Raw genomic sequence first — 13,130 nt, 5'->3', positions numbered from 1 at the left:
GACTTTTCCTCAGAACAGGGTTTCGGTGGTGGCGCGGGGCTTGACCGTGGCGACGGTGTGCCGGTAGCGGCCGACCAGCGGTCGGACGAGCACCCCGCCCGGCACGACGGTGACCGCGCCGAACCGTTCCAGCAACGCGACCGCCTCGACGCGCAGCCGGTCCGGGTCGGTGTGCCACTGGGCCCCGAACGCGGTCCCGTACCGCTGCAGGATCTCCCCGACGGCCGTGCGCAGGAAGCTGTCGGTGATGAACGGTAACCGGCCCGCGCCGTCGGTCTCGTCGTGGTCATCCCGGTCGTCGGCGGTCCACGGCTCGTCCGGACCGGCGTCGTCGAGGCGTACCAGGGTGGCCGTGGGCAGGCCGGTGTCGACGTGGCTCGCCAGCGCCCGCTGCCGGGCGAGCCCGCCGGGCGGGGGCAGCCGTTTGACCCGGCGGCCGTCGGGATCCGCGACCCGGTCGGCCATCTCCACCGCGAGCAGCACCGCGGCCTGCGCCACCGAGCCGGTGCCCGGGAACCGCTCCGCGGTGAACCCGGCGGTGTCCACCAGCAGCACGCCCTCGGCCCGCCGTTCCACCCGCAGGCCGGTCAGCCGGGCCAGGTCGGCGGCGAGCGCGGAGCCGCGCAGATGGTTGGCGACCGCCGGCTCGACATCCGCGTGGTAGACGACCGGTGACTCCACCACCGCCCGCCGGGCCGCCTGGGCCGCCTGCCGGCGCTCGGCGTTGCCGCTGCTGCCCATCGCCCGGTCCAGCAGCGCCGACACCGAGCCGATGTGCTGCAGTACCCGGGTCGGCCGGAACAGCGCGAACACCACGTCCCGCGCCACGTCGTACAGCGCCTCCCCGGCGCCCGGGTCACTGGCCCAGGCGGCGCTGGAGCCGTCGGCCAGCCGCAGCACGCCCCGCTCCTCCAGCCAGCCGACCGCGTCCACGAACGCCCGCCGGTCCGGGCCATGGTCCGGATCCAGTCCCAGGCCGGTGATCCGGTTCGCGTCGCCGGCCACCGAGTCGGCCAGCTCGCTGAGGGTGATCTGGATCCCGGCGCGGCCCAGCACGGCCAGACACAACGACAGGTACGCGTAGCGCTGCCGGTCGAACGGCCGCCCGGTGCGCGACACCGCCGGCTGGGTGCCGTCGAGCCGGTCCTTCGCCCGTACCAGCCGGGCCGTGGAACCGTGCAACTCCAGCCGGTACCCGAACGCCTCGGCGAGATCCCGGCGCAGGGCGGCGGAAAACCGCCGTACCCGGGGCAGCGCCCGCTCGTCCGGCCACGTCGCCGTGATCAGCGGGTGACGCAGGACCAACCGCACCGCCCGCTGGTAGTCCGCCAACTCCAACTCCGGGACGTCGACGGCGAACCGGTGCACCGCCGGCCGGGCAGCGTGGGGTTCCGCGGTCACGCCGGCACCAGCTCGGGTCGGCGGACCGCGGTGTGCTGCGCGGCGGTGACCGTCAGCGCGTACCCGTCCAGATGCAGCCGGCCCCCGGCGGTGCGCACCGTGGTGAACCGGCCCGGCGTCGGGGTGAGGGTCAGCCGAACGCCGTGCGCGGCGGCCGCCAGCGGCACCCCGGCCCTACCACCCACCCGGGCGGCGAGCGCGATGTCGAGCAGGCGCAGCAGGACCTGGGTCTGCGACCCGTCCAACTGGTGGTCGTCGACGCCCATGGCGGCCAGCGCCGTCGCCGCGTCGGCCCACCGGCGCTCCCGGGCGAGCTGGTCGTCGCGCAGCCGGTGCCGGCGCTCGTCGACCCGGTCCAGCCGGGCCGGCCGCCCCCGGCCCTGCCCCGGGGCCCGACCGGTGGTCACCAGCGTGCGGGACAGCTCCACCGCCGGAGCCTCCCACCACGACAACCGGCCGGCGATCGCCTCCGGATCCGGATGCGCCACCCCGACGTGGCGCGGTGCGCCGAGGCCGAACACCACGTCGAACAGGGCGTGCGCGGCCTCCAGGCCGCCGGTGTGGGTGAACCACGCGGCCAGGTGCCGCAACTGCGACTCCCGGCTCACCCCGCCGCGACGCGCCTCGGTGACCCGGCGCAGCAGAGCGAGGACGTCGCCGATCGCGGCGACGGTGGCGTCCGACAACCGGTCCGCCTCGCTGGGCTGCTCCGGTCCCGGCGGCGCCAACCACGACCGCAGCCCCGCCCAACGCCGCCGCCAGTCCTCCAGCCGCTGCACCGGAGTGTGGAACAGCCGCTCGTCCGCCTCGGCGGCGGCCTCGATCAGCCGGTCCAGACCGGTCGCCTCGACCTCGTGCACCGCCGCGCGCAGCCGGGGCGTGTACCGCTGCAACTCGTCGTGGAAGTCCCGCAGGTGAGCCAGCAGCGCGTCCTTGTGGGCGAGGAACACCTCCGGCCGCACGTCGTTGGTCCGCCCCAGGTCACCCAGCATGTGGTAGAAGCGCGCTGCCCGCTCGGCGATGTCGGCCAACGCCCGGTCCAGCCGGTTGAACTTGCGGTAGACCTCCTCGGCGTCCCCGGCCTCGTTGGCGACGGCGAGCGCGTTCAGGTCTGCCAGCAGGTCGGCGAAGACCAGCCGGGACAGCGTCGAGTCGTCCATGCTCGCCGACAACACCGCCTCCACCGCCCGGTGCGCGCGGTATCCGGCCTCGGTGAACTGGTACACCGAGTGCCGGTTGCGGTACTCGGCGAGTGTCGTGGCGCGGGAGCCGTCCTGCCCCCGGTCGAGCACCCCCCACTCCACCAGAGCGTCGAGCAGCCGCGGCAACTCCAACCCCGTCGGATCCGGGCAGTCGGCACCCGCCTCGCGCAACGCCGCCAACGCCGCGGCCACGTCGGAGGTGTGCAGCACCACGTGATAGCTGGACCGCGCCGAGTCGAACGCCCGCAGCAGCCACAGGTACGCGAGCCGGTTCTCCGCCGTCACGTAGCCGAACAGCCGCATCCGGTCGTCCAGCCCGAAGTCGTCCAGCCCGAACGTGGGCCTGGATGGCTGCGTGGTCATCGTTCTCCTCCACCGGGACGCGAACGGTTACCCACCCTACCCAGCCGACCCCGGAGGGGCGGCGGGACGCGCGAGGCACCGAGGGTACGCGAGGTGCTCGCGGGATCTGCGCCCGTGATCGCACTTCGGGAGGGCCGGGCGTGACGCTACCCGAGAGTAGTCATGCGGATGCACTCAGCTATTTCTCAGGTGGCGTTGGTAGCTTTCCGGCGCGACTGCTTCCATCATGGACGTCGCTGATTTCGTTGCGTCTCAAGGGTTCCGTGTGGAATTGCCACCGGGCCTGCGGTTGTCGCGCGCCCGATGGTCGTCGAGGAGAGGTTCGTGGTGTTCAAGAAGATGCTGGGCGCGTTCGGGGTGGGCGGCCCCAGCGTCGATACGGTCCTGTCAAACCCGAACACCCGCCCGGGGTTGGTGCTGGGCGGGCAGGTGAACCTGACCGGCGGCAGCCACGATGTGGAGATCGACCACATCACCGTCGGCCTGGTCACCCGGGTGGAGATGGAGGGCGTGGAGGAGGAGTACGACGCCCTCGTCGAGTTTCACCGGGTGCAGGTCGCGGGTGGCCTGCACCTGCGCGAGGGTCAGCAGCTGACGCTGCCGTTGCAGGTGGCGGTGCCGTGGGAGACCCCGGTGACCGACCTGTACGGGCAGCACCTGCACGGCATGACCATGGGCCTGCGTACCGAGGTGGCCGTCCGCGGTGCGCTCGACAAGGGCGACCTCGACCCGGTGTCCGTGTACCCGTTACCGGTCCAGGAGGCCATCCTGGAGGCGTTCGGGCGGCTCGGTTTCGCGTTCAAGGGCGCCGACCTGGAGCGGGGGCACATCTCCGGCCTGCACCAGAGCCTGCCGTTCTACCAGGAGATCGAGTTCTACGCCGCCCCCCAGTACGCCCACGTCGTCAACGAGGTGGAGTTGACCTTCGTCGCCAACGAGTACGGCGTCGACGTCGTCCTGGAGTTCGACAAGCGCGGCGGGCTTTTCGCCGGCGGCCACGACTCCTTCGGCCGCTACCACGCCGCGCACGCCGGCGCTGACCAGGTCGACTGGGCGGCGCAGGTCGACGGCTGGGTCCACCAGGCCCTCGACGGTTACCAGAGCCGGCACGCCGGCCACGGCTACGCCCCGCCTGTCCAGGGCTACGGCACGCCGGGTTACCCGCCTCCGCCGCCCGGCTACGGGCAACCCGCCTACGGGCACACCGGGTTCGGCCACTCCGGTGGGCACCACGAGGAGGAGCACCACGAGCGGCGCGGCGGCCCCGGCATGGGTGCCGTCGCCGCCGGTGTGGTCGGTGGCGCCGCGCTCGGCTTCGCCGGCGGCATGGTCGCCGACGAGGTCTTCGATTCCTTCGGTGACGACGAGGGCGGCGACGAGGGCGGCGACGAGGAGGCATGAGAGCCTGCGATCCACAGTGGATCCGAGTGGTCGCTTCATGATCTAATTCTGTAGGTTCGTCCGCACCTGGTCGGAATGCCCGATCGGGACGTAGAAGGAGTGTGCATGCCCGTCACCGCCGACCTCACCAAGCTGGTCGACAAGGCCTACCAGGACAAGACCCTGACCGAGATCGTCGACGCCCCGGTGTCCGCCCTCGCCGGGGTCAGCGACGGCGACGCCAAGCTGCTCAAGGACGCCTTCAACATCACCACCGTCGGCGACCTCGGCCGCAACCCGTACTTCCGCACCGCCAACGCCCTGGTCGCCCTCACCGGCGCCAAGTAGCACCCCGCCGATGCCCGGTGGCCCAGGAGAACCCTCCGAGCCACCGGGCATCGGCTGTTCTACGGCCGCCATCGCATCCATCGACCGCCACGCCCCCGTGCTGCCGGCATCGGTGGCAATCGCGGCAGCGGTCCGCCATGCCGCTGGACAATCTCGGCGCGCTTCGTCACCCGGGAACCGTGTGCACCCGGCCCGTCGATGACGAGCCCTGATCGTCGGAATCGCACCGGCCCGGCGCGCGCCGCGCGATCGGCCCTCGCGCCGGCGCCGTCGTGTGGTGCGGACCTGCCGATGTCGCACTGTTCGGGCGACAGCCTCGATGCGCTCGACCAGCCGCCCGGGGGCGCCCGGACGTCGTGAGGAGGTCGCCGCCATGGAGCGCGCCGCGGTGGATCAGGACAAGGTGTGGGGCCTTCCAGATGGCACCAATCGCCGGTCACTCCTGACGCCCGATCCGCCCGTACGTCTCGAGCGGAACGTCTGTCATCCCCGACTCCCTTCCCAGGAAAGCTATAGAATATAGAAGTGAACTGCGGGTGAGTGTCGACGAAGGGGGCACGCGTGACGGAGACGACCGCGCCGACGTGGCTGCCGCGGCAGGACCGGCTAGCCAGCCCGGACGCCGACGTCCATGAGTGGCTCACCGGCTGGCGCCGCCGCGTCCCGATGCGCGTGGACGTGGTGCCCCTGACCGGCCTGAGCGGCTGGCACCAGGACGCCGACACCGGGGTGCTGGCCCACGGCAGCGGCCGGTTCTTCCGGGTGGAAGGGCTCTCCGTCGACATGCCGGGCGCGGCGGTGCCCCGCTGGGATCAGCCGGTGCTGCACCAGCCGGAGGTGGGCATCCTCGGCCTGCTCGCCCGCCGCGACGGTGACACGCTGCGCGTGCTGGTGCAGGCCAAGGCGGAGCCCGGCAACCAGGACGGCCACCAGCTCGCACCCACCGTCCAGGCCACCCGGAGCAACTGGACCGGCGTGCACGGTGGCCGCCCGGTGCCGTTCCTGCACCATTTCCGCGACCCGGACCCGCGCCGTGTCCTCGTGGACGTCCGCCAGTCCGAGCATGGGTCCTGGTTCCTACGCAAGCGCAACCGCAACATGGTCGTCCTCACCGACGAGGACATCGCGCCGCCGCCCGGCTTCCGCTGGCTCAGCCTCGCCCAGCTGCACCGGCTCCTGCGCCACGACGACCTGGTCAACATGGACGTCCGTACCGTGCTCTCCTGCCTGCCGGCGGAGCTGACGGCCCGGGCGGTGGACCCGGCGCGGGACGCCTTCACCGCCGCGCTGCACTGTTCCTGCCGGCCCGAGGTGGGCAGCCGGCACCGCACCGGCGAGCTGCTGTCCTGGATCACCGGCGTGCGCAGCCGGACCGAGGTACGCACCGACCGGACGGCACTGCGTGGTCAGGCGGCGTGGCACCTCGGCGAGGTGTCGCTGCGCCACGACAGTGGGCTGTTCTTCGAGGTCATCGGCGTCGACGTGGAGGCCGAGGGGCGCGAGGTGACGAGCTGGTCGCAGCCGATGCTGCGGCCCTGCGGCCAGGGGGTGGTGGCGTTCCTCGCCACCCGGATCGACGGCGTGCTGCATGTGTTGGCGCACGCCCGAGTCGAAGCGGGCTTCGTCGACGTGGTGGAGCTGGCGCCGACCGTCCAGTGCACACCCGCCACGCTCGACTACCTGCCCGCCGCGGCGCGTCCGCCCTTCCTGGACCAGGTGCTCGGCGCGCCGCCGGAGCGAATCCGGTTCAGCGCGGTCCTCTCCGAGGAGGGCGGACGGCTCTATCGTGCCCGCAGCAACTATCTGGTGGTGGAGACCGACGACGTCGACGTGGAGACCGACCAGTATCGCTGGGTGACCCTGCACCAGCTCTCGGAGCTGCTCCGGCACAGCAACTACGTGAACGTCTCGGCCCGCAGCCTGATCGCCTGCCTGCGCGGGCTGCTGGACGTCGGCTGAGCCGCGACGACGGGCCGGGCCGGCGGCGGGCGCACCGAGCCGCCCCCGGTGCGCCCGCCGCGACGGCCGTCAGTCCTCGAAGCCGGCCGGGTGGGCGTCCCCGACCGCGTTGAGCAGCACGCCCTGCTCCAGCAGCGCCTTGCAGGCGCAGAGGACCATGGTGAACCCGCCCATCGAGTCGATCGCCTTGCTCACGGCCTGGTCGGCGGTGCCGGCGAAGCCGGTCTCGGTGATCCGGACCAGCGTGGTGTCGCCCTCGCCCGGCAGGAACCGCCACTCGATCCGGGTGGGGGACTCCGGATCCCACTCGGCCAGGATGCGGCGGTTCTCCTCCACCTCCTTGACGGTCACGACGGTGGAGACGCCGTACATCTCCCAGTCCCAGGTGACAGTGGCGCCGGGTTCCAGCCGGCCGCTGCTCCTGGTGAACCAGAATCTCGTGGTCACCGCCGGGTCCGCGAACGCCTGGAAGACCTCGGCGGCGGGCTTGCGGATGAGCATCTGCGCGGTGACGGCAGGCGGTTGAGTCAGACGGTCGTTGTCCACGGGTTAGCCGTGTTCCCTTCTCGTGTCATCGGTACTGCGTGCAGGTGGTGGCGGGGGTCAGGCCCGTCGCCGGTAGAGGAACAGGGAGAACGGCGCGAAGATCGCCACGAGCGCCGCGCAGCCGGCCAGCGCCGCGCCGACCTCACCGGCGGTCGCCGTGCCATGGGCCAGTCCGCGCGCGGCGGTGATGGTCAGCGCGAACGGGTTCAGGTTCACCACGGCCTGCAGCCAGCCCGGGAGCGTCTCCTGCGGCACGAAGAAGTTGCTGACGAACGACACCGGGAAGACGATCGCCTGGCAGGCGCTCAGTGCGGCGGTCGGTGACTTCAGGGCGAGCCCGCATACCACGTACACCCAGGAGAAGGAGAAGACGAACACCAGGGTGATCAGGATCGTGGCGAGCAGGCCGAGCACGCCGCCGTCCGGCCGGAAGCCGACCGCGAGGCCGACCGCCACGGCTACCGCGCAACCGACCACGTAGAGCACGTTGTTGCCGAGCAGCGTGCCGACGATCGCCGCCGGACGCCAGATGGCGAGCGCGCGGAAACGGTCGGTCACCTCCCGGGAGTTGTCCAGGTTGACCACCGCGCCGATCCGCATGCTGATCATGATCCCGGTGAACACCACGATGCCCGGGATGTAGAACTGCATGTAGCCCGACGTCGAGCCGGCCAACGCGCCGCCGAACAGGAAACCGAAGACCAGCGTGAACATGATCGGCACGCCGAGTGCCTCGAGGATCTGCGTCGGGTCGCGGCGTACCTTCTGCACCGCACGCCACGCGAAGGTCAACGTGGACGACAGCGCGCCGGGACGGGTCGGCCGCGCAGCGGCCAGCGCCGACATCCCACGGCCGGGACCGGCCTCCACCACGCTGCTCACGCCGCCTCCTCCGTCTCGGCCCGCGAGCCGTCCGCGGGGTGCCCGGTGAGGGCGAGGAACACCTGGTCCAGGGTGGCGTGGCCGAAGGCGTACTCGGCCAGCCCGATGCCGGCGCCGGACAGGCCGGCCAGTGCCAGGGTGGCCTCCTCCTCGGCCGCCACCTGCGCAGTCAGCTCCAGCCGGTCGGCCCCGGTGTGCACCGCTGTGCCCAGCGCCTCGGTGAGCATCCGCTCGGCCGTGTCCCGCTGCCCGGCGTCGCGCAACCGCACCCGCAGCACGCTCGAACCCACCGACCGCTTCAGCTCCACCGGCGTGCCGTCGGCGATGACCTGGCCGTGGTCGATCACCGCGATCCGGTCGGCGAGCTGGTCGGCCTCGTCGAGGTACTGCGTGGTGAGCAGCACCGTGGCGCCCTCGCCGACCATGCCCCGGACGAGTTCCCACACCTGGTTGCGGCTGTGCGGGTCGAGCCCGGTCGTCGGCTCGTCGAGGAACATCAGGTCGGGCGTCACGATCATGCTGCTGGCGATGTCCAACCGCCGGCGCATGCCACCGGAGTAGGTGCGGACCAGCCGGGAGGCGGCCTCCTCCAGACCGAACGTGGCGAGTAGCTCGCCGGTGCGGCGGCGTGCCGCGCCCCAGGAGAACCCGCGCAGCCGGGAGAGCAGGACGAGGTTGTCCCGGCCGGACAGTTCCTCGTCGACCGAGGAGTATTGCCCGGTCAGCCCGATCCGGTCGCGGATCGCCCTGGCCTCGCGCACCACGTCGTGACCGAGCACGCGGACCTCGCCGCTGTCGGGCGGGATGAGGGTGGCGAGGGTGCGGACGATCGTCGTCTTCCCGGCGCCGTTGGGGCCGAGCAACCCGAACACGCTTCCGGCCGACACGCGCAGGTCGACCCCGTCGACTGCGCGCACCTCGCCGTAGGATTTGCGCAATCGGGCGACCTCGACAGCGGGAGTGTCGGTCTGCTGCGCGGACAAGCCAGCCGTACGCGACATTGTGTTCACAAACATATAGTAGCAGGACGTTTCGCTCCGGTCACGCCTCTTGATCCGTGCGTCGTACCCATTCCATCGCCACGGAACCGTCGCATGGACAGTCGTCGGTGGGTAGCTATAGCATTCTCAAGCAGCAGGTTGCCGCCGAGAGTGAGGAGCGGACGTGTCCACACGCGAGCTGACCGAGATCGACGAGGTAGCGGAGATCTACGACGACGGCGCCTGGGCCGTCGAGGTGCTCGGCGGGAACATCCACTTCGGGTGGTGGGAGGGCGACGACGACCGCACCCCCTTTCTGGAGGCCATCAACCGGTTCACCGACATCGTCGGCGACCGGCTCGCGTTGCGCCCCGGCGAGCGGCTGCTCGACGTCGGGTGCGGCGCCGGCGAACCCGCGATCCGGCTCGGCCAGCGCAGCGACGCCGACATCACCGGCATAACCAACAGCAGCGAGCACCTCAAGCGGGCCCGGGAACGGGTCAACGAGTCGGGGTTGCGGGGCCAGGTCCGCTTCGAGTTGGGCGACGCCGCCGCGCTGAGCTACCCGGACGCCTCCTTCGACAAGGTGCTCGCCTTCGAGTCCCTGGTGCACGCCCAGGACCGCCGCCAGTGGCTCGCCGAGATCCACCGCGTGCTCCGACCCGGCGGCCGGCTCGTGCTCACCGACCTCGCCGAGGACGCGCCGCTGACCGAACGGGACCGGCAGATCCTCACCGACTTCACCCTCGCCCCACCCGGCCCGCCGATGGCCGCGTTCGACCTGGTCCGCGACGCCGGCTTCGTGGTGGACGAGTTTCTCAGCTGTGGCGACAAGATCAGCCGCTCGTTTCCCGCGTACCACGAGCGGGTCCGGCAGCGGCGCGACACGCTCGCCTCCGCGCACGGGGCCGAGAAGATCGACGCCTTCCTCGCCGAGATGCCGACCGTGCTCGACGTCCTGCGTACCAAGGTCGGCTGCGTCGTCATCGCCGCGCACCGGCCGCACTGAACCGGCCGCGCCGCACCCGAAGGGATCAGGCAGATGACCGCCCCCGCCGTCAGCGGTTGCCGGATCTGCGGCGGCCCGGTGAGCGAGATGCTCGACCTCGGCCGGCAGCCCCTCTCCGACGCGTTTCCCCGCCCGGCCGACCTGGCCGGCGAGTTCTTCTACCGCCTCGGGCTGGGCCGGTGCGCCGACTGCACGATGGTCCAGCTCGTTCAGGAGGTGCCCCGCGAGCGGATGTTCCACAGCGACTACCCGTACCGCTCGTCGCTGTCGTCGGTGATGCGCGCGCACTTCACCGGCACCGGCCGGGAACTGCTCGCCACCGAGCTGACCCGGCCCGGCGCGTTCTGCGTCGAGCTGGGCTGCAACGACGGGGTGATGCTGCGGACCGTGGCGGCTGCGGGCGTACGCCACCTCGGCTTCGAACCGTCGGCGGGGGTGGCCGAACTCGCCCGGCAGCAGGGCGTACGGGTGCGTACCGACTTCTTCGAGGAGGAGACCGCCGCCGAGGTGCACGCCACCGACGGGCCGGCGGACGTCATCTACGCCGCAAACACGATCTGCCACCTGCCCTACCTGGACTCGGTGCTGCGCGGGGCGCGGTTGCTGCTCGCCCCCGGCGGCGTCCTCGTGTTCGAGGACCCGTACCTCGGCGACATCCTCGCCAGGACCGCCTTCGACCAGATCTACGACGAGCACTTCTACTACTTCACCGCCCACTCGGTGCGGGCCGCCGCAGCCCGCTCCGGGCTGGACCTCGTGGACGTAAGGCGGCTGCCGGTGCACGGGGGCGAGGTGCGCTACACGCTCGCCCACGCCGGGCGGCGTACCCCGTCCCCGGCCGTCGCCGACCTGCTGCGCGAGGAGCGGGATCGCGGGGTGACCGGGGAGGAGGCGCTGCACCGGTTCGCCGCCGACGTCGCGCGGACCCGGACCGAGCTGGTCGCGCTGCTGCGCTCGCTGAGGGAGGAGGGCCGCACGGTCGCCGCCTACGGCGCCACCGCGAAGAGCGCCACAGTCACCAACTACTGCGGGCTCGGGCCGGAGCTGATCTCGTACGTCTGCGACAGCACCCCGGCCAAGCAGGGCCGGCTGACCCCCGGCGCGCACATCCCGGTCCGCCCACCCGCCGCCTTCGCCGACCCGTACCCGGACTACGCGGTGCTCTTCGCCTGGAACCACGCCGACGAGATCGTGGCGAAGGAGACCGGCTTCCGGGCCGCCGGAGGCCGGTGGATCCACTACGTGCCCACCGTTCGCGTCCGGTGACGGCGCCAGTGGCAGACAGCTTCTACCGCGCCGGATACCCCGAGGTCTACGACCTGGTGATGCGGCACCGTGGCCGCGACCACACCGCCGAGGCCGCCACGCTCGCCCGGCTGGTCCGGCGCCGGAACCCGGCCGCCGCCTCGCTGCTCGACGTGGCCTGCGGCACCGGTCTGCACCTGGAACACCTGCGGGCCCACTTCGCCGCGGTGACCGGGGTGGACCTGTCGGTGGAGATGCTCGCCCGTGCCGGCCGCCGGGTGCCCGGCGTGACACTGCACGAGGGCGACATGCGTGAACTGGACCTGGGGGCCGCCTTCGACGTGTTGGTCTGCCTCTTCGCGGTCCCGCACCTGCGCTGCACCGACGAACTGGACCGGACGGTGGCGCGGCTCGCCGCCCATCTGACCCCGGGCGGCGTGCTGCTGGTCGAGCCCTGGTACACGCCGGAGGAGTTCGTTCCCGGCTACATCGCCCGCGACATGGTGCAGGAACAGGACCGGGTGGTGGTCCGGCTGTCCCACTCGACCTGGCTCGACGGCGCGCGTGACCAGATCCGGATGACGGTGCACCAGGCGTACGCCGACCCGGCGGGGGGCATCGGGCACGACACCGCGACGACCGAGCTGACGCTGTTCCGGCCGGAGCACTTCGCCGCCGCGTTCGCCCGGGCCGGGCTCGCCGCCGCGCACGTCGGGGCGCCGCCGTTCCGCTGGGGCCTGTGGATCGCCCGTCCGGCCGGTGCGCAGTGACCGGTGACCGGCCGCGTGCGGTAGTGCTGGGCGGCACCGGATTCGTCGGCCGTCACGTCGCGGACGCCTTCGCCGACGCCGGTCACGACGTGCTGACGGTTGCCCGCCGCGCCCCGGCCCTACCGGGCCGGCACCGGTTCACCGCGCTCGACCTGGCCGGCGCCGATCCGGGCACGCTGGCGCGGCTCCTGGACGCCGAGGGCCCGGTCGCCGTGGTCGACGCCACCGGCAGTAGCTGGGGACTCGAGCCGGACCGGATGGCCGAGCGCTGCACCCGGCTCAGCGGGCAGCTGCTCGCCGCGCTGCGCCGTGCCTCCTGGCGCCCACGGCTGATCCACCTGGGCTCGGTGCTCGAGTACGGCCCACAGCCGCCGGGCGGACCGGGCCCCGCGCCCGAGCCGGACACCGCGTACGGCCGGGCCAAGCTCGCCGCGACCCGCGCTGTGCTGGCGGCGGCCGACGCCGGTGACGTCGACGCGGTGGTGCTGCGACTGGTGAACGCGCTCGGCCCCGGGCTGCCCGCGACCAGCCTGCTGGGCCGCGTGGCCGCCGCGCTGGCACCGGCCGCACGGGCCGGCGTCCCCGGGCGCGTCACGCTCGCGCCGCTCGTGGCCCGGCGCGACGTGGTCGACGTCCGGGACGCCGCCGGGGCGGTGCTGGCCGCCGCCGCCCGGCCGGTGACCGGCCGGGTGCTCGACATCGGCCGGGGCGAGGCGGTGCCGGTGCGGTCGCTGGTGCGGCTCCTGGTGGAGGTCAGCGGCGTGCCGGCGACAGTGGACGAGCGGACCGGTCCGGACGACTGGCGGGCTGCCGTCAGGTGGTCGTGCGTCGACCCGGCGCCCGCCGCCACCGCGCTCGGCTGGTGGCCACGCCGCGACCTGCGGCGGGCGGTCACCGACTTCTGGCACGACGAGCTGCGCCGGGTAGCCGGGCGTGCGGAGCCGATGTCGGCGGGGGAACCGCGGCAGCGGGCGCCGTAGCGCCGCCGCCGGTCCGGGCGACGAATCGACAGGTGGCGCGACCGGTGCCACCGGCTCGGCGGGAC

At 72.7% G+C, this 13,130-nt stretch carries 12 protein-coding genes; 7 read left to right on the top strand and 5 right to left on the bottom strand.

The window, feature by feature from the left end:
- Positions 1–9 precede the first annotated feature (9 nt).
- On the bottom strand, positions 10–1,401 hold the full coding sequence (locus C569_RS0124110; RefSeq protein ID WP_018788308.1) for a DUF2398 family protein: 1,392 nt from the start codon (positions 1,399–1,401) through the stop codon (positions 10–12).
- Entirely contained in the window at positions 1,398–2,966 is a 1,569-nt protein-coding gene (locus C569_RS0124105; RefSeq protein WP_018788307.1) for a TIGR02677 family protein, read from the bottom strand. The genes C569_RS0124110 and C569_RS0124105 overlap by 4 nt, the downstream gene beginning before the upstream one ends.
- Before the next feature lie 324 nt (positions 2,967–3,290).
- Here C569_RS0124105 and C569_RS0124100 point away from each other — a divergent pair, with 324 nt between their 5' ends.
- The 3 genes from C569_RS0124100 (at position 3,291) to C569_RS0124090 (ending at position 6,653) form a co-directional block, all read left to right on the top strand.
- Positions 3,291–4,367, top strand: a complete 1,077-nt coding sequence (locus C569_RS0124100) for a sporulation protein (RefSeq protein WP_036346804.1) — start codon at positions 3,291–3,293, stop codon at positions 4,365–4,367.
- Positions 4,368–4,472: 105 nt separating this feature from the next.
- Positions 4,473–4,694 (top strand): hypothetical protein, encoded by a 222-nt coding sequence (locus C569_RS0124095; protein WP_018788305.1) that lies wholly within the window; start codon positions 4,473–4,475, stop codon positions 4,692–4,694.
- A gap of 561 nt (positions 4,695–5,255) precedes the next feature.
- Positions 5,256–6,653 (top strand): NDP-hexose 2,3-dehydratase family protein, encoded by a 1,398-nt coding sequence (locus C569_RS0124090; protein ID WP_018788304.1) that lies wholly within the window; start codon positions 5,256–5,258, stop codon positions 6,651–6,653.
- Positions 6,654–6,722: 69 nt separating this feature from the next.
- On the opposite strand, the gene C569_RS0124085 is transcribed toward C569_RS0124090, so the two are convergent.
- From C569_RS0124085 to C569_RS0124075, 3 genes are all read right to left on the bottom strand, one after another.
- Complete coding sequence (locus C569_RS0124085) at positions 6,723–7,154, bottom strand: SRPBCC family protein (protein WP_369754012.1); 432 nt, start codon at positions 7,152–7,154, stop codon at positions 6,723–6,725.
- 102 nt (positions 7,155–7,256) lie between these two features.
- Positions 7,257–8,081, bottom strand: coding sequence for an ABC transporter permease (locus tag C569_RS0124080; RefSeq protein WP_018788302.1), 825 nt, complete (start codon positions 8,079–8,081; stop codon positions 7,257–7,259).
- Positions 8,078–9,082 (bottom strand): ATP-binding cassette domain-containing protein, encoded by a 1,005-nt coding sequence (locus tag C569_RS0124075; protein WP_051090528.1) that lies wholly within the window; start codon positions 9,080–9,082, stop codon positions 8,078–8,080. The genes C569_RS0124080 and C569_RS0124075 overlap by 4 nt, the downstream gene beginning before the upstream one ends.
- Before the next feature lie 163 nt (positions 9,083–9,245).
- Between C569_RS0124075 and C569_RS0124070 the strand changes: the two genes are divergently transcribed.
- Genes C569_RS0124070 through C569_RS0124055 form a run of 4 tightly spaced genes read left to right on the top strand, consistent with a single transcriptional unit; the run spans position 9,246 to position 13,065 of the window.
- Positions 9,246–10,070 (top strand): cyclopropane-fatty-acyl-phospholipid synthase family protein, encoded by an 825-nt coding sequence (locus C569_RS0124070; RefSeq protein WP_018788300.1) that lies wholly within the window; start codon positions 9,246–9,248, stop codon positions 10,068–10,070.
- Positions 10,071–10,103: 33 nt separating this feature from the next.
- Complete coding sequence (locus C569_RS0124065) at positions 10,104–11,336, top strand: class I SAM-dependent methyltransferase (protein WP_018788299.1); 1,233 nt, start codon at positions 10,104–10,106, stop codon at positions 11,334–11,336.
- Complete coding sequence (locus tag C569_RS0124060) at positions 11,333–12,085, top strand: trans-aconitate 2-methyltransferase (RefSeq protein WP_231394880.1); 753 nt, start codon at positions 11,333–11,335, stop codon at positions 12,083–12,085. Before C569_RS0124065 ends, C569_RS0124060 begins: the two co-directional genes overlap by 4 nt.
- On the top strand, positions 12,082–13,065 hold the full coding sequence (locus tag C569_RS0124055; protein ID WP_018788297.1) for an NAD(P)-dependent oxidoreductase: 984 nt from the start codon (positions 12,082–12,084) through the stop codon (positions 13,063–13,065). The genes C569_RS0124060 and C569_RS0124055 overlap by 4 nt, the downstream gene beginning before the upstream one ends.
- The last annotated feature ends 65 nt before the right edge of the window (positions 13,066–13,130 follow it).

It is taken from the genome of Micromonospora sp. CNB394, from assembly GCF_000374985.1.
Lineage (GTDB): Bacteria > Actinomycetota > Actinomycetes > Mycobacteriales > Micromonosporaceae > Micromonospora > Micromonospora marina.
The sequence above is the reverse complement of the archived record's forward strand: the minus strand, read 5'-3'. Positions and strand labels throughout refer to the sequence as shown.

Bases quoted from the DNA above. Each gene is read 5' to 3' on its own strand.
- C569_RS0124085 (WP_369754012.1), bottom strand. From the start codon at position 7,154: ATGCTCATCCGCAAGCCCGCCGCCGAGGTCTTCCAGGCGTTCGCGGAC.
- C569_RS0124065 (WP_018788299.1), top strand. From the start codon at position 10,104: ATGACCGCCCCCGCCGTCAGCGGTTGCCGGATCTGCGGCGGCCCGGTG.
- C569_RS0124075 (WP_051090528.1), bottom strand. From the start codon at position 9,082: ATGTCGCGTACGGCTGGCTTGTCCGCGCAGCAGACCGACACTCCCGCT.
- C569_RS0124105 (WP_018788307.1), bottom strand. From the start codon at position 2,966: ATGACCACGCAGCCATCCAGGCCCACGTTCGGGCTGGACGACTTCGGG.
- C569_RS0124095 (WP_018788305.1), top strand. From the start codon at position 4,473: ATGCCCGTCACCGCCGACCTCACCAAGCTGGTCGACAAGGCCTACCAG.